The sequence below is a fragment of the Actinomycetota bacterium genome (assembly GCA_030019255.1).
GTDB lineage: Bacteria > Actinomycetota > Geothermincolia > Geothermincolales > RBG-13-55-18 > Solincola_A.
On record JASEFK010000009.1, the window covers coordinates 93,999 to 117,879 of the forward strand.

The following is a 23,881-nucleotide window of genomic DNA, read 5'->3' on the forward strand; positions in this document are numbered from 1 at the left end:
GTGTGAAGCGATCCTTTTCCGGCACAAGGCAAGGAGGGTATCGATGAGAAGAACCGTTTACCTGGATCACGCGGCCACCACCCCCATCCGGGAGGAGGCGCTGCAGGCCATGGCGGATACCTACCGGCACGCCTTCGGGAATTCCTCCAGCGTGCATCTTTACGGCCAGGCGGCGCGCAAGGCGCTGGAGGATGCCAGGGAGGAATTCGCCTCCTGCATTGGAGCCCGGCCGGAGGAGATCGTCTTCACCGCGGGGGGAACGGAAAGCGACAACCTGGCCATAAGGGGGGTGGCCCTGGCAGCGAGGGAGGTCGGCAATCACATCATCACCTCCGCCGTGGAACACCATGCCGTGCTGCATTGTTGCCAGGAACTGGAAAAAGAGGGATTCGAGGTTACTTACCTTCCCGTCGACGCCCGGGGCCTCATCGACTTGGATCTCCTCCGGGCATCCATCCGCGAGGAGACCATCCTCATCAGCGTCATGACCGCCAACAACGAAACGGGCACCCTGCAGCCCATCAGCGAGGTGGCGCGCCTGGCCCGGGAGAGGGGAATCCTCCTGCATACCGATGCCGTGCAGGCGGCGGGCAAAATGAGGCTGGACGTGGACGAGCTCGGCGCGGACCTGGTCTCCTTTTCCGGGCACAAGTTCTACGGGCCCAAGGGAGTGGGGGCGCTGTTCATCCGCGAGGGCACCCCCATCCGGCCCATCATGCAAGGAGGCCATCACGAGAGGGGGTTGCGCCCCGGGACGGTGAACGTGCCCGGCATCGCGGGCATGGCCAGGGCCCTCTCGGCGACGCTGGCGGAGCTGGAGGAGACCACCGCACGCCTTCGGAAGCTTACGGAGATGCTGGCCGCGGGGATAATGGAGAGAATACCGGGCGTGTACCGCAACGGGAGCGCGGAGGACTCGTTACCCAACGTGCTCAACCTGAGTTTCGAGGGCGCGGACGGTGAATCCCTGCTCCTCGGGTTGGACGTGGAAGGGGTTGCCGTGTCCACCGGTTCCGCATGTACCTCGGGGTCGGTGGAGCCCTCCCACGTGCTTCTGGCCATGGGCGTGCCACCTCATCTTGCCCAGTGTAGTTTGCGCTTTTCGCTGGGCCGGGAGAACACCGAGGAGGATGTCGCTTACGTGCTGGATGTTCTGCCGGGTATCGTGGAGAGGATAAGAAGGGTTTCCGGCCGGTACCGCCTGCTCAAGTACCGGTGAGGGAGGTATGGCCATGCGCATGCCCACCAAGGCGCGCTACGGGTTGAGGGCCATGCTCGACCTGGCCATGCACGGAGGGCACGAACACCCCGTCCTCTTGCGGGACGTGGCCTCGAGGCAGATGCTCTCGGAACGCTACCTGGGCCAGGTCTTCATCCTCCTGCGGCACGCCGGCTTGGTGCGCAGCGCTCGCGGAGCGAAAGGGGGTTTCATGCTCTCCAGGCCTCCGGAGAGCATAGACCTCCTGGAGATCGTGGAGGCCTGCATAGGGGACTTGAGCATGGTGGAGTGCGTGAGGAGCAGGGATTTCTGTGCCCGGGTGGACGATTGCGCCGCCCGGCTGGTCTGGGAGGAGGTAACCAGGTCGATGCGGGAGGTGCTTGCCGGCAAGTCCCTCGCCGACCTGGTGGGCATGCAGAGGCGGATGGAGGAGGGGTCGACGGTGATGTATTACATATGATCCGTCGCATCCCTTGAAACCGGGTACGACACGGGGATACGGGCATGGAAAAAAGCGGGATAAAACTTGAAGGAAATGGCCCAAGGAGGCGGGCCCGGGCGATGAGACTCGGACTGAAAAGGGACTGTCGGGAATGGAGATGATCCGAAGATGAAGAAGTACCACGTCGAGGAGGAATTCCTGCTCCCCGAGGAAGTCCTGGTGGAGCGGATCCTCGCCTTGAAGGAAAAGCGGAACGCGGTGATCCTGGCCCACAATTACCAGCGTCCGGAAATACAGGACCTGGGGGATTTCGTGGGCGACTCCCTGGGGTTGGCGCGTCAGGCGGCGCGCACGGATGCGGAAGTCATCATCTTCTGCGGCGTGCATTTCATGGCCGAGACGGCCTCCATCCTCTGCCCGGACAGGGTGGTGGTCCTTCCCGATCTCGACGCCGGCTGTCCCATGGCGGACATGGCCGCCGCCCGGGACCTGAAGAGGTTCCGGGAGGAGCACCCGGAAGTGGTGGTGGTTTCCTACGTGAATACCACGGCGGCGGTGAAAGCCTTGAGCGATTATTGCTGTACCTCCTCCAACGCGGTGGAGGTGGTGCGCCGCGTGGAAGGCGACGAGATACTTTTTCTTCCCGACCGCAACCTGGCCGCCTACGTGGCGGAACGGGTGCCGGAAAAGAGGATCATCCCCTGGAACGGTTACTGCCACGTGCACCAGGGCATTCGGAGGGAGCACATCCTGAGGGCCAGGGAGCTTCACCCCGGGGCGGAAATCATCGCCCACCCCGAGTGCACGAAAGAAGTGCTGGAGCTCGCGGATCACATACGCAGCACCTCGGGGATGGTGGAGGCGGCGCGGGAGTCCGAGGCCCGGGAATTCATCGTGGCCACGGAGAGCGGAATGCTTCATCCGCTACGGAAGGCCTTGCCTCACAAGCGGTTCCACCCGCCGATGGTGGAACCCCTGTGCCCGAACATGAAGTTGACCACCCTTTCCAAGGTCCTGCGTTCCCTGGAGACCCTGCGTCCGCGGGTAAGGGTCCCCGAGGCGGTGCGCGTACGGGCTTTGCGCGCGGTGGAGAGGATGCTGGTCCCTGAGACCGCGTAGAAAAGCCGTACATGCGGTACTTATCACTCCGCGCACGGACGAGGCCTGGTGTATTTTCCGTGACTGGAGGTCGGAGGAGGTGAAGAACAAGAAGGTCGTGGTGGCCATGTCGGGAGGAGTGGACTCCTCCGTGGCGGCGGCATTGCTCAAGGAACAGGGTTACCGGGTCATCGGCGTGGGACTGAAACTCTTCGACGCGGGCGCCGAAGAGGGGCGCCCCCGCACCTGTTGCGGCCTGCGGGACTTGGATGACGCCAGGAGAGTGGCGCAGGTTCTTTCCATCCCCTTCTATGTGCTTGATTTGGAGGAAATTTTCCGGGAAGCGGTCATCGATTACTTCATCGACGGTTACCTTCGGGGCGAGACGCCGAACCCTTGTCTGGCCTGTAATCGGGTGATTAAATTCGACGTTCTCCTGGAACGGTGCCTGGCCTTGGGGGCCGATTACCTGGCCACCGGACATTATGCCCGCGTCGAGTATGACCCGAAACGAGGTGAGTTCCTCCTCCTGAAGGGCATGGACGCACGCAAGGATCAATCCTATTTTCTTTACATGCTCGAACAGGAAAAACTTTCCCGCCTCCTGTTTCCCCTGGGGAAGATGACCAAGGAACTGACCCGCAGGATCGCCGCGCAACTCAGCCTGAAAGTTCACGACAAGCGTGAGAGCCAGGACGTGTGCTTCGTGGGAAAGGCCGGGTACGTCGACCTGTTGGCCAAAAGGGGAAGGGCCGAGTTCCAGCCGGGCCCCATCCTTGACCGGAGGGGCGAGGTGGTGGGTTCACATCGAGGATTGCCCTTGTACACCTTGGGCCAGAGGAGAAAGCTCGGGGTCTCGCGTCCCGGTCGCTGGTACGTAGTGGATATGGATCCCTCCCGGAACGCGATAATCGTGGACGGCGATCCCCACAGGGAGGAAAGGGTTTTCCTGCGGGAAGTCAGCTACACGGGCGCCTTTGCTCCCACCGGGGAGCTGGAAGTTATGGTGGTTACACGATACCGCGGGGAGGAGATTCCCGCCGTGCTGGTTCCCCTGGAAGGAGAATCGGCCATGGTAAAGTTTACCAGTCCACAGAAGGTTGTCGCGCCGGGCCAGGCGGTGGTCTTCTACCGGGAAGCCGAGGTGATAGGCGGGGGAATCGCGGAGCGAAGGCTGGATTAGGAAAATTTTCCCTCCGCTTGTCGGCCTTAATTATCCGTTCGGACGCGTCCTGCCCGGGGTTCGCCTTCCCCTCCTTTTTCCACGGGATATACAAGGCGGCGGTCATGGCGGAGGATGGACGGGTACTTGCACGTCGGCAGCGATGCCTATAACTTGCTTATAACGAAATTTTTCGGAAACCATCCGGAAAGGTCCAGGGAGGAGGGTGAATATCGATGGTGCCCGGAAACTCCGATCTACGGCCTTTTTTCGAGCCCCGGGGAGTGGTCATCGTGGGCGCCCGCCGATCGCCCGGTTTCGGTTTCGTCCTTCCCCTCGCCCTTCAGCGCCAGGGATGGGGAGAACGCTTATACCTCGTAAATCCCGCCGGGGGCGAGCTGCACGGAATGCCCCTTTATCCTCGCGTGGCCGACGTTCCCGGAGATCCCGACCTGGCCGTGATCATCGTGCCCGCCGAGGCCGTGCCGCGCACCCTCGAGGAACTGGGGAAACGCGGTATCAGGAACGCGGTCATCGAGAGCGCCGGTTTCGCAGAGGTGGGAGGGGAAGGCAAGGCGCGCCAGGAATTGTGCCGGGAGGTGGCTGCCCGTCACGGCATTCGAGTCATCGGGCCCAACTGCGTGGGGGTCATCAACACCGAAAACCGTTTCTCTACCGTTGAGGTGGTGGAGGAGGCGCTGGTCCCCGGTACGGTGGGGGTCATCGCCCAGAGCGGAGTCTTTGGGAACATCCTCCTGGACGGCCTGCACCAGCAGGGCGTCTTCATCTCCAAGGCGGTGACCTTGGGGAACCGCATGGACGTGGATGAATGCGAGGTGCTGGAGTACCTGCACGCCGACCCCCGGACCGGGGTGATCATGATGTACCTGGAGGGGGCGGCCGATGGTCGGAAACTGCTGGACACCCTCCGCCGGGTGACCGCGGACAAGCCGGTGCTCATCCTGAAGAGCGGACGCACGGGAAAGGGACGGGAGGCCACCGCCTCCCACACGGGGAGTATGTCCGGGGAGGACGCACTCTATGAGGCGGTCTTCCGACAGGCGGGGGCCGTTCGCGCCCGCACCCTGGAGGAGCTCGTGGACCTGGCCCGGGTCTTCTCCTCCCAGCCCCTGCCGCGGGGGAACCGGCTGGGCATTGCCACCTCCAGCGGGAGCCTGGGGGCCCTGGCCACCGACGCCGCGGTAGAGGCGGGCCTCGCGCTGCCCGCCCTTTCGGGGGATACCGAGAGCAGGATGAGGAACATAGCTCCCCGGTGGATGAACGTGCGCAACCCCCTGGACGTGGGCCCCTCCGGCGCCTACCTCCCGGCCATGAAGGCCCTCCTGGAGGACCCCGGCATCGACATGGTGCTCTCCATCATGGTCATGCCCTACGCCGTGTTCCGTGAGTTCCAGGCCCGGGGAGTCTCGGTGCAGGACTTCCTGGGCAGCGCCGCCAACTTGCGGGAGTTGGCGCCCGAAAAGCCCCTGGTTGCCTGTTCGCTGGGGGACCGGGGCTTCCTCCAGGACCTGGACCTTGCCCTGGGGCCGGGAATACCCGTCATCCCCTCGCCGGAAAGGGCGGCCCGGGCCCTGGCCGCCCTGCACCGTTACCGGTCTTTCCGGGGAAAGTTTGCCGGGGGCTCGGGAAAGTAAGGGCGCGGATCTCCATCCGCTGGGGACGGGACCTCTTGGAACCACACCCTTGGTGATTAACCTGGAAAGCCAAGACTTAACCCGATCTCTTTGCCCCATCCCTACTTTGAAGGTTATGAGCACGAGTTGAAGGGTCCGTAAGGATCTCGGGAAAGCCGGTTTATCGGAAGTCAGCTCGGGGTATATTCATAACACTGAAGGCACCAAGGATAGCGGCTTCGCCCCACCAACCCCGCAACAGACGGTGCATAGACCAAGCTCCATTCCCACCACCGTCGCCGACGACGCTTGTTGTACCGCGCTACTTTTCCGTATTGAGTCCGGGATGAACCGGGTTTCCTCGGGAGTGGATGCCCGTCGAGTATCACGGAGGTAGAGGCCATGGAGCTCAGGGTCAACGGCGTAAAGGTTGAGCTCGAGGAGGGGGACTCGCTCCTGGAGGCGGCGGTTAGAGCGGGGTTCAAGGTACCCACCTTGTGCCACCATCCCGCCGTGTCCACCCAGGGCTCATGCCGGGTCTGCGTGGTGGAGGAGGAAGGGAGCGGAAGCCTCCTCACTGCCTGCGATACCCCGGCGTGCGAGGGCATGTCCATCCTCCTGGACACGGAACGGGTGCTCGAGGCTCGCCGGGAAGCGCTGCGGCTCATTTTCACTGCCCATCCCGTGCACTGCGAAGTCTGCGAGGCGGCGAACGGCTGTCGGCTCAAGGAGCTGGCCGCCGGGCTGGGAGTGAGCGGCCGGGAGCTCCCCTTGAACCAGGATTTCCGGCCCGTGGTGGACGCCAATCCCTTCTACCACCGCGACCTGTCCAAGTGCATCTCCTGCGGACTGTGCGTGCGCGCCTGCCATGAAATCCAGGGAGTGGGGAATTACGAGATGCTCGGCCGGGGCGCTCACGCCCGGCCGGGAACGGTACTGGACACCCACCTGGAGGCCTCGGTATGCGAGTTCTGCGGGCTGTGCGCTTCCATCTGCCCCGTGGGGGCGCTTCTCCAAAAGCCCTATCTGCACCGGGGAGTGGAAGACAAGAGGGTGGTCACGGTTTGCCCCTACTGCGGAGTGGGCTGTTCTCTGGTCCTCAAGGTGAGGGAAAACCGCATCGTGGGGGTGGAGGCGGGAGCGGAGAATTCGGTCAACGGGTGGAGCCTTTGCGTGAAAGGACGTTACGGGCTGGATTTCGTGGATCACCCCGACCGCCTTCGGAAGCCGCTTATCAGGAAGGAGGAGGGCCTGGTGGAGGTGGAGTGGGAAGAGGCCCTGGACTTCGTGGCCTCCCGGCTGGCGGCCATCCGGGAGGAACACGGCCCGGATTCCATCGCCTTCCTCTCCTCGGCCAAGGCCACCAACGAGGAAAACTACCTCCTGCAGAAGTTCGCCCGCGCGGTGGTGGGGACCAATAACGTGGACCATTGCGCCCGCTTATGACACAGCCCCACCGTCGCCGGTCTGGCGGCAGTGCTGGGAAGCGGGGCCATGACCAATTCCATCTCCGACCTCCAGAGGGCGGAGGTGATGCTGCTCATCGGAAGCAACCCCACCGTCAACCACCCAGTAATCGGGGAGGTCATCAAGCGGGCTGTGCTTTCCGGGGGGACGAAGCTCATCGTCGTGGACCCGCGCGAGCTCCCCGTCGCCCGTTATGCCGTGCTGCAGCTGCGGCCCCGGCCGGGCACCGACGTGGCCTGGATAAACGGCATGGCCCGGGTGATCCTGGAGGAGGGCCTTTACGACGAGAAGTTCGTGCGCGAGCGCACGGAAGGGTTCGAGGAGCTGCGCCGGGCACTGGAGGATTACCCCCCGGAACGGGTGGAGGAAATCACCGGAATACCGGCCGGGGACCTACGGGAGGCGGCGCGCCTGTATGCGGAGGCGGAGAGGGCGGCCATCCTTTACGCCATGGGTATCACCCAGCACGTAACCGGGACGGACAATGTCATGGCCCTGGCCAACCTGGCCCTCCTCACCGCCAACCTGGGAAAGGAGGGGGCGGGCATCAACCCCCTACGAGGGCAGAACAACGTGCAGGGGGCCTGCGACATGGGCGCCCTTCCCAACTTCTTCCCGGGATACCAGCGCGTTGACGACCCGGAGATCAACGCGAGGTTCTCCCGGGCCTGGGGGAAAGAGCTGCCGGGAACACCCGGCCTTTCGGTGATGGAAATGATGGAGGCCGCCCGTAAGGGCGAGATCAAGGCCCTCTACATCATGGGTGAAAATCCCCTGGTCACCGATCCGGATATCGGGCACGTGGAGGAGGGTCTGCGACGCTTGGATCTCCTGGTGGTGCAGGACATCTTCCTGACCGAGACGGCGGAACTGGCCCACGTGGTGTTGCCAGGAGCCTGTTTCGCGGAGAAGGACGGCACCTTCACCAACACCGAGCGACGGGTACAGAGGGTGCGCAAGGCGGTGGAACCGCCCGGGGAGGCGAGGGACGATGCCTCCGTGATCGTGAGCCTGGCGAAGCGGCTCGGCTATTCCATGGACTATTCCGGGCCCGCCGGTATCATGGAGGAGATCGCCTCCCTCACCCCGTCTTACGCCGGTATCAGCTACCGGCGCCTGGAGGAGGGAGGCCTGCAGTGGCCGTGCCCCCATGAGGACCACCCCGGCACGCCGGTACTGCACGTGGAGGCCTTCCCGCGGGGAAAGGGAAGGCTCACCCCGGTGAGCTTCCGGCCGGCGGATGAACTGCCGGACGAGGAATATCCCTTCCTCCTCACCACCGGGCGGCTGCTCTACCACTATCATTCCGGCTCCCTCACCCGGAGGGTGCGCGGCCTGGCGGAGAAGGTGCAGCGGGGCTGGGTCTCCCTGAATCCCCAGGACGCCGCCCGCCTGGGCCTTTCCGAGGGAGACGGTGTGCGGGTCACCTCCCGGAGGGGTTCCCTGGTCAGCCGGGCTCATATTTCCTCCCGCCTGCAGCCGGGGGTGGTATTCGCCACCTTCCATTTCCGGGAGGAGAACGCCAACCTGCTCACCAATCCCGCCCTGGACCCGGTGAGCAAGATACCGGACCTCAAGGTGTGCGCGGTCAAGGTGGAGAAAGTGGAAGGGAGGGATGAAGGATGAACGTTCCCCCTCAGCCCGGCCTGGCGTCCGCCGTGGTCTCCGTGGTCAGGGAGAAGGGGTACCTAAGCGGTCAGGACATGGAGACCATAGCCCGCAGCCTGCGCATACCTACCAGCCGGGTCTACGGTTTCTGCAGCCAGTTCCCCGAGCTCACCCGCCCCCCGGGTCGGCCTCTTTTACAGTTATGTTCCGGCCCTGCGTGCGCGGCGGTGGAGCCAGAAGCGGAGACGGAGCGTGCCCTTGCCAAACTGGGCATGCGGGCCGAGGTGTTCCGGGTACCCGGACTGGCGCGGCCTCACCGTTCACCGGCGCTGACGGCACGCCTTCCCGGCGAGGGGGAGAGGTTGATCGAGGGTTTCCGGGTGAGTGAACTGGAAGAACTTACCATGATCCTCGATCGCCGGGACCTCTCCGCCTATCCCTTGCCGGAGGAAGAGCGGTTCCCTGGAGCGGTGGAGGTTCCGGAAGGGGAGATATCCCCCTGGCTAGCCTCGCTGTCCGGGAAGGGGTTATCCCGGCCGCCGGACACGGGATCCCTGAAGGAGGTCTCCCGGGATCCAACGTCGGTCCGCGAGTTCCTGGAGGAGGAATGCGGTTTTTCCTCTCCCCTCGCACGAGCCGGACCTCCCGCCCTGCTGGTCTGCGATGCGGTGGGTCCATCCTCGGAGGGGAGTGTCGATCTGCTGGTCTCCAGGTCCTGCCCGGAGGTCGTGGCCGCCGGGGCGGTCCTGGCCGCCGCCGCCCTGGGGGCGAGGAAGGTTATCTTTTTCCTTCCCTGGGACCTGGAGGAGCTGGAAGCCCGCCTTCGCCTGGCGGCGGCGGAGGCGGCATCCGAGGCGGGGCTGGAGTGGGAGGTGCTTCCCGGCCCGCTTTCCATCCCATGCCGGCGGGACATAGGCGTGGCCGCGTTCCTGCAGGGGATGATGCTCTGGAGGGCGGCCTCCATATGCGGCCGGGACGGCCCCCTGCGCCTCGACCCGCCCACCCTGGTGTGCGGGGCCGTGGCGCTCTGGAAACTGCCCTGGGTTCTGGAGCAAGAGGGCGGCGGAGAGAAATGGAAAGAGCGCCGGACGCTGATCGCCGTGAGTCCGGACGGGGCGTCCCGGTGGCTGGAGCCGCCGCCTTCCCTTTCCGCCTCGGATCTTGAGGGTCTTCTGAAGGGAGTTCCGGGAGAACGGCCGCCCCGGGCCTTTTACCTGGAGGGGATGGATAACCGTATCTACCCGTCCGGTGTGGAGCGGGTGGAAATTCCCGGCGGCACGAGGAGATTGCTGGTCCTGGACGAGTCCACCTGCATGGCCGGATGGGCGCAGCGCATGCTGGCTACGGCGGAGGGGGAATGTTGCGGCGGGTGCACGCCGGGAAGAACGGCCCCGACGGCCGCGGCCGCGGTGCTGGCTTCCATCGTGGAAGGCGGCACCGGGGAAGAAGGGAGGCGGGGAATGGCGGACCTGCTGGAGAGAGCGGAGCTTCTGGCCCTCTGCCCGCAGCTGCTCAGGACCTTTCCGGTGATACGGGCCTGCATGGAATTCTTCCCGGAGGATTTCGGCTTACGCTCCGGCGGTGGAGATGAAACGGAAGGTACGGTTTCCGGATCGGGGAAGGCATACGGGATGGGGGTACGAGGATGAAGAGCATCACCAGACAGAAGGGCCTGGAGGAGATAATCCGTCTGCTGGGGAAAGCGAGGAAGGTCAGCCTCGTGGGATGTGGGACCTGCCCCACCATGGCCGAGACGGGAGGACTCCGCCAGGTGGAGGAGATGGCCCGGGAACTGGAGGAGAGGGGGGTGACTGTGGCCTCGAGGACCGTGATCCCCGTGGCCTGCGAACCACTTCCCGGTGAGGCTCAAAAGGGTTTCCGGCCCCTTTTAGAGGACGCACAGGCCGTGCTGATCCTCTCCTGTTCCCTGGGGGTGAGGATGGTCTCCGACTACACCGACCTCCCGGTGCTTCCCGCGCTGGACACCCTGTTCATCGGGCGGGAGGCGGAGCCCGGGTTCTTCGTCGAGGAATGCGCCCAGTGCGGGGACTGCCTGCTGGGGGATTACGCGGGAGTATGTCCCATCGTCCACTGCGCCAAGAGCCTGTTCAACGGGCCCTGCGGGGGGTCGGTGGCCGGCAAGTGCGAGGTGGACCCCGGGCTTCCCTGCGGCTGGCAGCTCATCTACGACCGCATGAAGGCCCTGGGCAGGCTGGAGGAACTCTCCCTCATCCGGCCCTACAAGGACTGGAGCCGGTCCCTCAGCGGGGGAGCCCGCCGCATGCGCATCCCGGTTCCCCCTCCCGAGGAGAAGAGCAAGGAAAAATGAGGAAACGGCTTCTTTACGAGATCTCCAAGCCGGTCATCGCCGCCGTGGGGGTGGAGAACGTCCTAAGGGCCATCGTGGAATCCATAACCCTGGGCACGGAGGCCAAGGGATGCTCGCTGCTCCTTCTCACCCCGGAAGGGGACAGGCTCTACCACCGGGTCAGCTACGGGATAAGTCCCGAATACGTGAACAAGGGCCACATCGAGGTGGACGAGACCGTCCGGGAGGTATTATCCGGGAAGGCGGTGTTCATCCGGGATGCGGCGCATGACCCCCGCGTGCAGTACCCGGAGGCGGCCCGCAGGGAGGGCATCGCCTCCATCCTCTCCATCCCCATGCGTTCCTATGGAGGAATCAAGGGAATCATGCGCATCTATACCTCGGAGGTGCGAGATTTCACTGCCGAGGAGATAGACTTTCTGGATTCCATAGCCGAGCTCTCCGGGCTGGTCCTGGAGAAGGAGGAGGAGCACGACCGGGTGGCCCAGGAGGCGGAGAGGGCGCGTGAGGAGCTGCGCCGCCTGAGCGAGGACCGGGAGCGTTTCCTGCACTTCATCCGCATGGTGGCCCACGACCTCAAGGCCCCCCTGGCTGCGGTGCAGAGCTACATAAAGGTCATCCTGAGGGGAAGCACGGGCCCGGTGAACGACAAGCAGAGGACCTGGCTGGAGCGTAGCGTGAAGCGCATCGACGGGATGTTGCAGATGATCAGCGACATCGTGGACCTCTCCAAGCTGGAGGCGGGGCTCATCGCCCCCGAATTGGAGACGGTGTCCTGGAGCAGTGTCCTGGAGAACTGCGTGGAGGTGGCCAGGGGACTGGCCGAGCCCAGGGGGATCCGGCTGGTGGTGGATATCGACCCCAACCTTCCGGAGATCTTCGGATCGGAGATCCGCCTCTGCCAGCTGGTCAACAATTTGGTGTCCAACGCCGTCCGCTACACGCCGGAGGGCAAGCGCATCTTCATCCGCGCCTTCCAGGACCCGGATCAGGTGACGGTATACGTGGAGGACGAGGGATGCGGAATCCGGCCCGAGATCCTCCCCAAGATCTTCGACGATTTCTTCAAGGGTGACCCGGAGGCCCAGGAGGGTACGGGCCTGGGGCTTTCCATCTGCCGGCGCATCGTGGAGATGCACCACGGCAGGATCTGGGCGGAAAGCCCCGCTCCCGGGAGCGGCATCGGGACCAGGGTCACCTTCACCATACCCAAGGGTGCCGTCTGCGACCTCGCCTACCGGGAGAGACGGAAGGAGGAAGAGCCGTGAAATCGGGCAGCAACCTGGAAAAAGTGCTGGAGGCCGGGCACTTCGCGGTCACCGCGGAGATCGGACCCCCCAAGAGCGCGTCCGCCCGGGTGATAGAGGCCAAGGGCGAGCAGATCGGTCACGCTGCGGACGCCTTCAACGTCACCGACCACCAGACCGGGGTGGTGCGGTTGTGCAGCCTGGCCGCCTGCGCCATCCTGCGGCGCATGGGACTGGATGCGGTCATGCAGATGCTCTGCCGGGACGCCAACCGCATCCGACTCCAGGGGGACGTGCTGGGGGCGGTGGCCCTGGGGATAAGGAATATCCTCTGTCTTTCCGGCGACCACGTGAAGTTCGGCAACCACCCAGAGGCCAAGCGGGTCTTCGACATCGATTCCGTGCAGCTCATCAAGGCGGTCAAGGACATGCGGGACGAGCGGCGCTTCATCTGCGGCGAGGAGGTGGGGAGCGAGGTCCCGCTGTTCATCGGGGCGGTGGAGAACCCCTATGCCGACCCCTTCGAGTTCCGCTCCGCCCGCCTGGCCAAGAAGGTGGAGGCGGGGGCCGATTTCATCCAGACCCAGGCGGTGTACGACGTACCCAAGTTCCGGCGATGGATGGAGGAGGTGTGCGATGCCGGGTTGGACAAGAAAGTCCACATCCTGGCGGGAATCATCCCCGTGAAGTCGGTGGGAATGGCCCGCTACATGCAGAAGTACGTCTCGGGGGTGGAGGTGCCCGACGAGATGATAAGGAGGCTGGAGGGGGCCAAGGACGTGAGGGAGGAAGGCATCCGCATCATCCTGGAGATCATCGAGGAGGTCAAGGAGATCCCCGGCGTGCACGGGATCCACGTCCAGGCGGTGGGTTGGGAGGAAGTGGTGCCCGAGATAATGGAGAGGGCGGGGTTGCTCCCCCGGCCCGTGCTCTGAGGAGGTGCGTATCCATGGCGGCCAAGATACTGGTTATCGACGACGACCCGGACATCGTGGACGCTCTCTTTGTCCTCCTGGAAGGAGAGGGCTACGAGGTGTATTCCGCGAGCGACGGCGAGGAGGGACTGGCCAGGATAAGGGAGCTCAACCCGGACCTGATCATTTTGGACCTGCTCATGCCCCGCCTGGACGGATACGGGGTGTGCAAGACCCTCCAGGATCCCCGCTGGGCCAGGTGGAAGGAAATACCAATCATCGTCCTGACCTCGGTGCGGGAGGAGGCCAGCCAGCGCCGTTACGAGCTGGAGACCGGAGTGCGCATGGACGTGGACGATTACATCGAGAAGCCCATAGACCCGGACGTGGTACTGGACAGGGTACGCAAGGCCCTGGCCAGGAAGGGAGCCTGAGGTTTCGCACCCGCGAGCCGGGGGTATGAAGAAAATAAGGGATTCAGCCGCTTGGGGACAAAAGGAGGGGAAGATGAAGAAGGTTCTGCTCGTGGACGACGACCGGGATTTCGTGGAGGCCACGCGCACCGTGCTGGAGGAGAAGTACGAGGTGGTGGTGGCCTACGACGGGGACGAGGGGATCGCCAAAGCCCGGGAAGTGAAGCCGGACCTGATCATCCTGGACGTGATCATGCCCGTCGAGGACGGCTTCACCGCGGCGGACGAGATCGCGGCCGACGAGGAGCTGAGCAAGATCCCGCTTATGCTCTTGACCAGCTTCGGCTCCCGTATGACCAAAGAGACGGAGATCCCGCGCAGCCGGGGCATGGAGGTGCGGGCGGACGACTACATCGAGAAGCCGGTGGAACCGGACGCCCTCCTGGAGAGCGTGAAGAAGCTGATCGGGGAATGACCCGCGAGACGCGGATTCTTCCAGCTTCCCGTTTCACTCTCGGAAGTGACCGGATGAAAGAGGGAATCAACGTCCAGAATCAACGTCCAGATCCTGCACCGAGTCCCTACGACAAGGAACCGGCGATGATGGAAAGTCCTTCCTTTTCGCTGCTGGAGAGGGAAATGTTTTAACCGTTAAGCACGACGCGATATGCCTGAGTGACTCGCGGCATACCCGCCCGGAGAGGTTGTGGACGATAATAAGGCATGCCGTCTTGGGCAAAGGCTGAGTGAAAACCCCTCTTTCGACGGTGTGGGAGTGCGACCGCGAAGCTTATAATTTCGCGAGCTTAGTTTGACGGGAAGTTCTCTTGCACCGGGTTTTTCGTTTATCCCGCCGTCAACGTTCGCGCTTTACGGGAAGGAGTTCCGAACGCTGCCGTTGACTCCCCATGCCCGGGAGGGAAGAATATTACGCGAAATCGCAAGGACGGGATTTCCGGCAGGAGGCATCATGGAAAGGACCAAGGAGCCGACGCGCGATTACCTCTCCCTATCCCGCACGCCCTGGACCTTCTGGGAGACCCTCTATGCCCGGCGCTCGCACCGGAAGTACCTTCCTATGGAGAGGGAAAGCGGGTTGGAGAAACGGCTTCGTGAAGCGGTGAGCCTGGCGGTCTCCGCGCGCGGCGCGGAAGAAGGGGACCTGCTGGTGGTAACCGACACCGGAACGGTGGAGGGAATTAAGCGCCGTGCCCACCGGGGAGCACCCAACAAGATAAACCTGTGGCTTTCGAGGGCCCCGGTCTACGGTTTTCTGGTCCTGGCCGTTCCCGCCGAAGACGTGCGGAGCGAGACGCCGCGGAGGCTCACGCGGGCCGTGGTCGCGGCCCAGGATACGGTGCTCTGGCTCACGGAGCAGGGACTGGGCACCTGCTGGCTGGGAGGGATAAACCAGGAGGAGGTACGGCAGGCGCTGAGGCTGGAAGCGGGAACAGTGGTCCCGGCGCTGGTCTCCTTCGGGAAGCCCAAGCCCAGGGTACGCGCGGCGGACTTCGATCACCTGGTCTACCGCACCATATCCCGGCATCGCAAGCCGCTTCCCGCCGTAGCCCGCTGGCAGAGCTTGGAAAATCCCTTTCCGGTCGGGGAAGGGGAACCCGCGTCCCTCTCCACGTCGCCGACCCAGGACGTGGCGGGGTTGTTGCGCTGGATGGCGGAGGACCGTTCCGGCGGGGGTGATGTGCCGCTGAAACTGGGCCTGGAGGCCTGCCTGGAGGCGGCCCGACTGGCTCCCAGCGCGGGGAACGCCCAGCGGTGGCGCTTCGTGGCCGTCACCGGGGAGGGGAACCTGGTGGAGATAGCCGAGGCCTGCGGCGCGGTTGAGGATTGGAGAGCCGCCGTGGTGGGTCTGGGCCAGCCTGGAGGTTGGGAAGCCACCTTCTTCGAGAAGCCCTTCTGGATGGTGGACCTGCCCATCGCCTTTTCCCACCTCACCCTCATGGCCGCCTCCCTGGGCTGGTCGGTGGGCCTTCGCCTGGACGGGTTCGACGTCGGGCGGGCGGCTCGGGCGGTGGGCATGACCCCTGAATTCCGTTTAGCGGGGATAATGGGCATCAGGTAAGGTTCGCTGCCGGATCCGGCGTCGCTTAGCGGTTTGCTTCCAATCGCGCGAAGATAATAATATAATTTCCCCATTCTCAAGGGAGGTGCAGTTTTAGAAAAAGGAGGGGAGATGAGAAGGGGAAAGGGCATCGTCCTGCTGAGCGTTTTTCTCGTCCTGGCTTTGGTCGTGGCCCTGCTTGCAGGCTGTGGAGAAGCCGAGGAGGAGGGAAAGGAGGAAGAGGTCAAGGTAACCACCATCCAGGAGGGCAAGCTCCTCATGGGCAGCGACACCACCTACCCGCCCTTCGAGTCCATCGACGACAAGGGGGAGGCGGTGGGATTCGACGTGGACCTGGCCAGGGAGATCGCCAAGCGGCTGGGCCTGGAGCTGGAGGTGGTCTCCGTCAAGTGGGAGGGGATCATCCCTGGCCTCAAGACCGGTGATTACGACATCGTCATGTCCGCCATGACCATCACCGACGAGCGCAAGATGGAGATCGACTTCAGCGATCCTTACATCGATTCCGACCAGTCCATCGCCGTGAGGAAGGGCGACACCTCCATCAAGAGCGAGGCCGACCTGGCCGGTAAGGTGGTCGGGGTGCAGGTGGACACCACGGGGCAGTTCACCGCCGAGGAGATCCCCGGCATTAAGGAGATCCGCAAGTATGACACCATCCTCATGGCCTTCGAGGACCTGGAGCTGGGCCGCATCGACGCCATCGTCAACGATTACCCGGTCAACGCCTACATCAGCAAGACCCGGGGAAAGACCGAGGTGGTGGCCACCATCAAGACCGACGAGAAATACGGCATCGGGGTGAAGAAAGGGAACATTCAGCTTCTGGAGGCTATCAACGAGGCGCTGGCCGAGATGAAGAAGGACGGTACCTACGACACCATCTACGAGAAGTGGTTCGGAAAGGCCTAAGCGAGATACTCCTCGGATGGCGCGGAGTGATTCCGGGGGCCTGCCACGGGGCGGGCCCCTTTTATATATCCGGTGACCCGGCAACTGGGGAAGCCCAGAGTTGGGCCACCGGCACAACCCGTTCCGGAAAGGGGTGGACGGAGGGCCGGGCGGAAACCGGGAGACGGGAATTACCTGCACCGGGTTTTGTCTTTCCGCCCCGGTTTTGGTTCGGGGCTGACCGCGCCTGGAAATGGACCGGTTTCCGCGACCGGAGAGGGAACGGAGGCCGGCGGTTCGGTACATGGTTTCCGCCCGCTTAACCTGCGGAGTACGGAGGGGAGGTGCCTGCCATAGACGAGCGTTGGAGAAAGGTTATCTGGGTCCTGGGGACGGTCCTGTCCCTGGGCATATTGGCCTTCCTAGTGGTTTTCTTCCTGCGTTTCGAGGCCGGAAGGACCTTCATCAACGAGTTCTTCAACGCCAGGACTTTCCGCAAGTCCATGCCCTACGTGATAAGGGGGCTGTCCCTGACCGTCAGGCTGGCCTTGGTCTCCGAGGTCTTCATCCTCGTCGTGGGCCTGGTCATCGCCCTGGCCAGGATATCGCGCAACCCCATCCTCCGCGTGCTGGCCATCATCTACATCGACGTGATCAGGGGGCTCCCCCTGCTGCTCCAGATCTTCATCGTCTATTACGGGCTGGCCTACCTGGGGTTCAAGTTGGATCCCTTCGTGGCCGGGGTGGCCGCCCTGACCATCTGCTATGCCGCTTACGAGGCGGAGATCTTCCGCGCCGGTATCGAGTCCATCCACAAGGGACAGATGGAGGCGGCTCGCTCCCTGGGCATGGGCTACCTGCAGGCCATGCGCTACGTCGTCCTTCCCCAGGCCATACGCAACGTCATACCGCCCCTCTCCAACGAGTTCATCGCCCTGCTCAAGGACACCTCCCTGCTTTCGGTGATCGCCCTGGCCGAGGTGCTGCGGAGAGGGACGGAGATGATGGGAAAATACTACAACGTGACCCCCCTGGTATGCGCGGCCATATGCTACCTCATCATCACCCTTCCCCTCATGCGCCTGGTCCAGTACGTAACCGATCGTCTCTCGGCGGGCCGCTGAGGGTCACGGGGCGTGACCTGGAGAAAGGGGAGGGGAAGCCGGGGCGCCGGGGAAGGGAGGTCGCCATCACCCGTTACGGCGCCGTGGTCCAGCCCCGCCTCACGGACCGAGCTGGCGAGGCGTTCTCGGAATAGACCGGCCCGAGGCATGAGATGCGCGGTGGTGACCTCCCCGGGGCGCGCCGGGGAGAAGTATCCCCGGGGAGGGAACTGGCCCGCGGCCCCGGAACTCTATATTATGTTCCTGCGGGCTGTTTCGGGATACCAGGTGGGAGAAGGAGAGAGGCCATGGCCCCGGGCGAGAGGTTCCCGGCCGGGCGAGGAGGTACAGGCGCATGAGCTTCATGGTGGAGGTCCAGGATCTCCACAAGAAATTCGGGCACCACGAGGTGCTCAAGGGTATCAACTTGAAGGTCAGGCCCTCCGAGGTAGTGGTCATCGTGGGCCCCAGCGGCTCGGGCAAGAGCACCCTTCTGCGCTGCATCAACGGGCTGGAGCACGCCACCAGCGGCCGGATACTCATCGAGGGCGTGGACATCACCGACAGCGGGGTGGACATCAACGCCATGCGCCAGAAGGTGGGGATTGTCTTCCAGAGCTTCAACCTCTTCCCCCACCTCACCGTGTTGCGCAACATCACCCTGGCCCCGGTCAAGGTTAGGAAGATGAAGCAGGAGGAGGCGGAGGAGAAGGCCATGCAGCTCCTTAGGAGGGTGGGCCTGGAGGACAAGGCCCACGCTTACCCTTCCCAGCTCTCCGGTGGCCAGCAGCAGAGGGTGGCCATCGCCCGCGCCCTGGCCATGGACCCGGACATCATGCTTTTCGACGAGGTCACCTCGGCGCTGGACCCGGAGCTGGTCAAGGAGGTGTTGGACGCCATGAAGGACCTCGCCCGCTCGGGGATGACCATGCTGGTGGTAACCCACGAGATGGGTTTCGCCCGGGAAGTGGGCGACCGGCTCATCTTCATGGACGAGGGGGAGATAGTGGAGGAGGGTAAGCCGGTGGAAATATTTACCAAGCCGAAGAGCCCCCGGGCCAGGGACTTCTTCTCCAAGATCCTCTCCCACCTATGAGGGGCCCGCCCTCTCCGGGCGCACCTCGGTGATGAGCATGCCGGCCAGCATGAGCCCGCAGCCCAGCCAGCCGCGCCAGGTGAGCCTCTCCCCCAGCAGGATCATCCCGAAGAGCACGGAGAAGACCGGCTCCATGATCAGGACCACCGAGGTGCGCACCGGGGAAATATGGCGCTGGGCCCAGGCCTGGATGAAAAAGGCCGCTGCGGAAGCGAAGATACCGCAGACGGCGATGGTCATCCAGGCGTAGCCCCCGCGGGGCAGCATGAAATCCTCGAACAGGAAGGCGGATGCGGCCTGCAGGAGGGCCACCACCCCCATCTGCACCAGGGTGAGCAGGAGGAGGTCGTATTCCCGGACGAAGCGGTCCATGTAGATGATGTGCAGGGAATAGGTGAAGGCGCAGGCCAGGACCAGCAGGTCCCCCGAGTTGACCCGCAGGCCGGGTTGCAGGGAGAGAAATCCCAGTCCCACCACCGCCACTGCCACCGAAATCAGTGAGAGCGGCCCGGGCCTCTTCTTAAGGATCAGGGTGGAGAGGACGGGGACGAAGACCACGAAGAGGCCGGTGATGAACCCGGCGTTTCCCGCCGAGGTGTACTTCAGGCCGAAGGTCTGGAAGGAGTAGGCGGCGTAAAGGAAGAGGCCCAGGAGGCACCCCGCGGACGCGGCGCGTCGATCCAGGGTGCGCAGGACACGGTGGCTTGCGGCCAGCATGACCAGGAAGGCCAGCAAGAAGCGGTAGGTCATGAAGATGAAGGGGGTCACCGACTCCAGGGTCCTCTTGACCAGGGAGAAGGTCAGTCCCCAGACCACGGTGACCGAAAGGAGGGCCAGCTCGGCCTGCCGGTCCCTAGATGGAAGGATTTTCCTGAAACTTGTCATCTTCCGCCTCTTACCGGACCGTCATGGTCAGGGCTCGGCGCGGCGCACCTCCTGGGACGGCCACCGCCCTCCCCGTCCCGTTCCCGCGCGAAAGGGCGACTCTCGCTCCGCCGGAAGGAGTAAAAACCACCCGATGGGGGCTACCCCCGCGGCAGTACTGGGAATCCGCACCGGGCCCCGCCTTTTCGGCGTCAGGATACCGTTTCACGGTACCGGTGGTAGTCGGCCATGGCGCTCACCGCCCGGCAGGCCGACTCCACGCTGTCGAATATCAGGGGAGGGCAGCCCTCGGAGGGGTCACCGCCGCCGTTTTCAAGGCGCAGGGAAGTGGCGATGTAGAGAGGGACCTGCAGCTGATGCATGAGCTGGTAGAGCTCACCGATGTGCTCCAGGAAGTACTGGTCCATGGTCCGCCAGACCCCGGTGAGGTCCATGCCCCGCTCTCCCTTGATGCGGGCGTTCTTCAGGCGCGGTGCGCCTATCCACAGGAACATCACCGCGTCCACCTCCCCACTGGTCATGAGGGTCTCGATGACCGGCTTGATGACTGAAAAGTCCAACCCGGCCACCAAGTCCACGGGATTTCCCGGGACCCACCAGTCGGGGAGCATCTTCTCCAGCTTTTCCAGAGTCCGGTTGGAAAGGGGAGGCACCTCCAGCCCGATCTCGGTGCAGAAGTCGGAGGCGATGACCCCCAGCCCTCCTCCGCCGGTGACGATGCCCACCCGCTTGCCGCGGGGGAGGGGCCGGTTGACGAAAGCAGCGGCGGTTACTCCGCATTCCTCTATGGAGCGGGTGACCACCACTCCCGCCTGGCGGCAGGCGGCCTCAAAGAGCTCCTCGCTTACCGCCATGGCCCCGGTGTGCGACCTGGCGGCTGAGATCCCGGAACTGGTGCGCCCTCCCTTGAGGACCACGATGGGCTTGCGGCGGGTCACCTCGCGGGCCCGGGCGACGAAGTCGCGGCCGTCCTGGAGGCCCTCGATGTAGGAGACGATGACCTCGGTGTCGGGATCTTCCCCCAGGTAGGTGTAGTAGTCCACCGTGCGCAGGTCGGCCTCGTTGCCGCTGGAGACGGCCTTGGAGACACCCAGCCCGGCGGTGGCCGCGTGGCCGATGAGCATGTTGAGGATGTTGCCGCTCTGGGAGACGTACCCTATGCGCCCCCGGGGAGGGTGGAAGAGGATGGGCATCCAGGGATAGAGGTCGTTCGCCGGGCAGCAGATGCCCTGGCAGTTGGGCCCGATGAGCACCATCCCTCCATCCCTGGCTTTTTTTACCAGGTCCCTTTCCATGGCCTCGCCGCGTTCCCCGAGCTCCTTGAACCCGGCGGTGATCACCAGCCCGGCCTTGACTCCCTTTTCCACGCAGTCCTGAAGGGCCTCCATCACCTGCCGGGAGGGGACGGTGAACACGGCCAGGTCTATCTCTGCCGGGATGTCCCGGACGCGGGGATAGGCCTTGAGGCCCAGGACGGTGTCCCTGCCGGGATTCACCGGGTAGACCTCCCCCGCGTAGCCCCCGGTGAGCAGGTTGTTGAGGATGAGAAAACCCCATTTGCGCAAGGATTCGGTGGCGCCGATGAAGGCTATGGAGCGGGGGTTGAAGGCGAAGTCGAGGTTCCTGAGCCTGGGGTCCATATTCGCTATCACTCCTTCGGGTTCCTCCACTGCTGCATGACCGGAGCCTCGTCGGTCAATCCCATATTAAACCCCCGGGGAAGCCGAGCCACAAGGGGGACGGCCCGCCTCCGCAGGCCGAACCTGAACGGAAGAAAAATTTTTATTGACTATTCGCCACGCGCCAATTATAGTAATGACATGTCAGTTCCGTAAAGTTTCGGCGGGTGACACCAGTAAACGAACGGTCGCGGGAGCTTTCGCGAAACTTTAACCGGACGGGTCGGAAAAACGTAGGGGATAAAAGGAGGTAGGACATGGACGTACCCGAGGACATCACCGTCAAGCAGTATTTCGAGGAGATCGTGCCCAAGATGGTGGAGGAGCAGCTAGCCAAGGCTCCCATCGCGGGGATGGAGGGCACGGAGTTCACCGTCGAGTTCGACATCCAGGGCGACCAGGAGTACAAGTACGGTATCACCGTGAAGGATGCCAAGGACGTTAATATCTCCGAGGGAGCATTGGATAACCCGATGATCAAGCTGGTGCTCTCCGAGGACGTGTGGCGCAAGGCGGTCACCGGCAAGATGGAGGGGGCCATGGACGCTTTCACCAACATGGGGGAGGTGGCCAGCCGCAAGAGGTACGACGCCCTGCGCAGCACCAAGGGGACCATGAACCTCGAGGTGGGGATGCCCGACGGTTCCACGGCGGAGATCAAGGTGGTCTTCAACAACGCCGATTCCCCGGCGGTAACCTTCAAGGCGGCCCTGGAGGACTGGGCCAAGGTGCAGTCCGGCGAGCTGCCCGGCCCCATGGCCTTCATGCAGGGCAAGTTGAAGATCGACGGTGACATGTCCTTCGCCATGTCCCTGGGGAATCTCCTGGCCTGATCGGGGCCGGAAGGAAGGCGTAGGGAACTCCCTGGCGCGAACCGCCGATATCCAGGGGGGCGGGATCCCGGATCCCGCCCTTACCTTTTCCGCGGGCGCTTTCTCGCGGTATCCTCGTGTAGGACCGACCGAACGGCGGACCGGCTATGATACCGGAAGGGAACGCTTGTGGATCTTTAGTCCACCCGTCCGTGACGCATTGCCAACCGGTCAGCAGTGTTCGCCGTACCTCGGGGATGCGCGGAAGAAGGGCTGGGCGGGAGATGGTAATATTTACCATACCACTGAGGTTCGTTTGCGGGTATTGACCATGAGGGTTAGACATCCCGCAGGAAAAGTTCCTCCTATTAGACGGAACGGGATGCTTCGCTAAAGGGGGCATGGAATGGTAGGGAAGGAGGGGTGAGCACTGTACCGCGGGGACGAGGATCGCTGGATAATAGCCTGTGCCACGGTGGCCGAGGAACTGATCCTCATGGGCGCCGATCCCGACCGCCTGGTGGAGCTGGAGTTCGGACTGCACGTTCACCCGGACAGGCTCCACGAGGAGCTACAGCGCCGCATCGACGAGGTTCCCGGCGAAGGGGACGTCGTACTGGGATACGGGCTTTGTTCCCACGCCGTGGCGGGGCTGCGCTCCCGCCGTCATCGCCTCATCGTGCCCCGCGTCGATGATTGTATAGCCCTTTTCCTGGGTTCCCGGGAGGAGCACCTCCGGCGCATGCGCGAGGAACCGGGAACCTACTACCTGACCAAGGGATGGATAAGGGCGGCGGAATATCCACTTAGCGATTACGCCAGGCTCGTGGAGCGCTACGGACTGGAGAAGGCCATGCGGGTGGCGAGGGCCATGATGGCCAATTACCGCCGGGTGGTCCTCATAAACACCGGGAATTACGCTCTGGAGGAATGCCGTGAGGCGGCCCGCTCTATGGCCAAGTCCCTCGGGTTGCGGTACCAAGAGATCCCGGGATCCAACCGCATGCTGCGGATGATGCTGGACGGGGACTGGAACCGGGAATTCCTCGTGGTCGAGAGGGGAACGGAGCTTACACCGGACATGTTCCTTCGCGCGGATGCTGTTGATAAGACCGGTTGCGTGTAGTAATATTTCTTACGCCGGGTCTTTTGGATGCCCGGCTTCGGCGAGCCCGCTTAGCTCAGTTGGTAGAGCACATCCATGGTAAGGATGGGGTCAGCAGTTCGAGTCTGCTAGCGGGCTCCATTGCTTGATACCTCTTACGGTTTATCTATAATGGTTTTTGGAGTAAAGGCAGTGGCGGTGTAGCTCAGCTGGTTAGAGCACACGGTTCATACCCGTGGGGTCAGAGGTTCGAGTCCTCTCACCGCTACCAGGAAACGAGGGATGTTCCCTGGACATATAGAGGATGGCACTGACGGCGTGAAGGGAGCCCGCCGCGGGTTTCCCGTAAATTTATTTGCGGGATTTTAAACGGGGCGACGGGTTTCGAGGGGCTCCGGTGGAGGACCGGAGCCGGGCGGGAAACAGCGAAAGATCGTCTCGGGAGGGTCAAAATGGCCAAGAAGAAGTTCGAGCGGACCAAGCCGCACGTCAACGTGGGCACCATCGGGCACGTGGACCACGGGAAGACCACCCTGACCTCGGCCATCACCCGGTGCCTGCACAACCAGGGGCTGGACGTGGAGGAGAGGTCCTTCGATTCCATAGACAACGCCCCCGAGGAGAGGGAGAGGGGCATCACCATAGCCATCGCCCACGTGGAGTACCAGACGGAGAAGCGCCACTACGCCCACGTGGA

21 protein-coding genes and 2 tRNA genes are annotated in these 23,881 nt (G+C 63.7%); 21 read left to right on the forward strand and 2 right to left on the reverse strand.

The window, feature by feature from the left end; translation table 11 throughout:
- The first annotated feature begins 43 nt into the window (after positions 1 to 43).
- The 16 genes from QME84_09195 (at position 44) to QME84_09270 (ending at position 18,703) form a co-directional block, all read left to right on the forward strand.
- Entirely contained in the window at positions 44 to 1,219 is a 1,176-nt protein-coding gene (locus tag QME84_09195; GenBank protein ID MDI6874438.1) for a cysteine desulfurase family protein, read from the forward strand.
- 13 nt (positions 1,220 to 1,232) lie between these two features.
- Complete coding sequence (locus QME84_09200) at positions 1,233 to 1,679, forward strand: Rrf2 family transcriptional regulator (GenBank protein ID MDI6874439.1); 447 nt, start codon at positions 1,233 to 1,235, stop codon at positions 1,677 to 1,679.
- Positions 1,680 to 1,829: 150 nt separating this feature from the next.
- Positions 1,830 to 2,780, forward strand: coding sequence for a quinolinate synthase NadA (gene nadA, locus QME84_09205; protein ID MDI6874440.1), 951 nt, complete (start codon positions 1,830 to 1,832; stop codon positions 2,778 to 2,780).
- 79 nt (positions 2,781 to 2,859) lie between these two features.
- Positions 2,860 to 3,942 (forward strand): tRNA 2-thiouridine(34) synthase MnmA, encoded by a 1,083-nt coding sequence (gene mnmA / locus QME84_09210; protein MDI6874441.1) that lies wholly within the window; start codon positions 2,860 to 2,862, stop codon positions 3,940 to 3,942.
- A gap of 215 nt (positions 3,943 to 4,157) precedes the next feature.
- The gene (locus tag QME84_09215; protein ID MDI6874442.1) at positions 4,158 to 5,576 is read left to right on the forward strand and encodes a CoA-binding protein; all 1,419 of its coding nucleotides are present in this window, start codon (positions 4,158 to 4,160) and stop codon (positions 5,574 to 5,576) included.
- A 381-nt stretch (positions 5,577 to 5,957) separates the two neighbouring features.
- Positions 5,958 to 8,648, forward strand: a complete 2,691-nt coding sequence (fdhF, locus tag QME84_09220) for a formate dehydrogenase subunit alpha (protein ID MDI6874443.1) — start codon at positions 5,958 to 5,960, stop codon at positions 8,646 to 8,648.
- The gene (locus QME84_09225; GenBank protein ID MDI6874444.1) at positions 8,645 to 10,279 is read left to right on the forward strand and encodes an NADH-ubiquinone oxidoreductase-F iron-sulfur binding region domain-containing protein; all 1,635 of its coding nucleotides are present in this window, start codon (positions 8,645 to 8,647) and stop codon (positions 10,277 to 10,279) included. Before fdhF ends, QME84_09225 begins: the two co-directional genes overlap by 4 nt.
- A complete protein-coding gene (locus QME84_09230) occupies positions 10,276 to 10,959 on the forward strand; it encodes a methylenetetrahydrofolate reductase C-terminal domain-containing protein (GenBank protein ID MDI6874445.1) in 684 nt (227 codons plus the stop codon). Before QME84_09225 ends, QME84_09230 begins: the two co-directional genes overlap by 4 nt.
- Complete coding sequence (locus QME84_09235; protein MDI6874446.1) at positions 10,956 to 12,227, forward strand: GAF domain-containing sensor histidine kinase; 1,272 nt, start codon at positions 10,956 to 10,958, stop codon at positions 12,225 to 12,227. Before QME84_09230 ends, QME84_09235 begins: the two co-directional genes overlap by 4 nt.
- Positions 12,224 to 13,141 carry a methylenetetrahydrofolate reductase gene (locus QME84_09240; GenBank protein ID MDI6874447.1) on the forward strand — a complete coding sequence of 306 codons (918 nt, stop codon included), beginning with the start codon at positions 12,224 to 12,226 and terminating at the stop codon, positions 13,139 to 13,141. The genes QME84_09235 and QME84_09240 overlap by 4 nt, the downstream gene beginning before the upstream one ends.
- Positions 13,142 to 13,155: 14 nt before the next feature.
- Entirely contained in the window at positions 13,156 to 13,554 is a 399-nt protein-coding gene (locus QME84_09245) for a response regulator (GenBank protein ID MDI6874448.1), read from the forward strand.
- A 73-nt stretch (positions 13,555 to 13,627) separates the two neighbouring features.
- Positions 13,628 to 14,008: a response regulator gene (locus tag QME84_09250; GenBank protein MDI6874449.1), complete on the forward strand. Its 381-nt coding sequence runs from the start codon at positions 13,628 to 13,630 to the stop codon at positions 14,006 to 14,008.
- A gap of 495 nt (positions 14,009 to 14,503) precedes the next feature.
- On the forward strand, positions 14,504 to 15,613 hold the full coding sequence (locus QME84_09255; GenBank protein MDI6874450.1) for a nitroreductase family protein: 1,110 nt from the start codon (positions 14,504 to 14,506) through the stop codon (positions 15,611 to 15,613).
- Between the two features lie 111 nt (positions 15,614 to 15,724).
- Positions 15,725 to 16,525 carry a basic amino acid ABC transporter substrate-binding protein gene (locus QME84_09260; GenBank protein MDI6874451.1) on the forward strand — a complete coding sequence of 267 codons (801 nt, stop codon included), beginning with the start codon at positions 15,725 to 15,727 and terminating at the stop codon, positions 16,523 to 16,525.
- A 323-nt stretch (positions 16,526 to 16,848) separates the two neighbouring features.
- Positions 16,849 to 17,628: an amino acid ABC transporter permease gene (locus QME84_09265; GenBank protein ID MDI6874452.1), complete on the forward strand. Its 780-nt coding sequence runs from the start codon at positions 16,849 to 16,851 to the stop codon at positions 17,626 to 17,628.
- 343 nt (positions 17,629 to 17,971) lie between these two features.
- On the forward strand, positions 17,972 to 18,703 hold the full coding sequence (locus QME84_09270; GenBank protein ID MDI6874453.1) for an amino acid ABC transporter ATP-binding protein: 732 nt from the start codon (positions 17,972 to 17,974) through the stop codon (positions 18,701 to 18,703).
- Here QME84_09270 and QME84_09275 read toward each other — a convergent pair.
- Both QME84_09275 and QME84_09280 read right to left on the reverse strand, forming a co-directional pair.
- On the reverse strand, positions 18,698 to 19,588 hold the full coding sequence (locus tag QME84_09275; GenBank protein MDI6874454.1) for a DMT family transporter: 891 nt from the start codon (positions 19,586 to 19,588) through the stop codon (positions 18,698 to 18,700). The genes QME84_09270 and QME84_09275 overlap by 6 nt on opposite strands.
- Positions 19,589 to 19,779: 191 nt before the next feature.
- Positions 19,780 to 21,240, reverse strand: a complete 1,461-nt coding sequence (locus tag QME84_09280; protein MDI6874455.1) for a CoA-binding protein — start codon at positions 21,238 to 21,240, stop codon at positions 19,780 to 19,782.
- A gap of 284 nt (positions 21,241 to 21,524) precedes the next feature.
- Here QME84_09280 and QME84_09285 point away from each other — a divergent pair, with 284 nt between their 5' ends.
- The 5 genes from QME84_09285 to QME84_09305 form a co-directional block, all read left to right on the forward strand.
- Positions 21,525 to 22,100: an SCP2 sterol-binding domain-containing protein gene (locus QME84_09285; GenBank protein ID MDI6874456.1), complete on the forward strand. Its 576-nt coding sequence runs from the start codon at positions 21,525 to 21,527 to the stop codon at positions 22,098 to 22,100.
- Between the two features lie 454 nt (positions 22,101 to 22,554).
- Positions 22,555 to 23,205, forward strand: a complete 651-nt coding sequence (locus QME84_09290) for a DUF1638 domain-containing protein (protein MDI6874457.1) — start codon at positions 22,555 to 22,557, stop codon at positions 23,203 to 23,205.
- A gap of 44 nt (positions 23,206 to 23,249) precedes the next feature.
- A tRNA-Thr gene (locus tag QME84_09295) sits at positions 23,250 to 23,325 on the forward strand.
- A 53-nt stretch (positions 23,326 to 23,378) separates the two neighbouring features.
- Positions 23,379 to 23,455: transfer RNA gene (locus tag QME84_09300), tRNA-Met, on the forward strand.
- Positions 23,456 to 23,636: 181 nt separating this feature from the next.
- Positions 23,637 to 23,881, forward strand: a 245-nt coding sequence (locus QME84_09305) for a GTP-binding protein (GenBank protein MDI6874458.1), incomplete at its 3' end; no start/stop codon positions are given.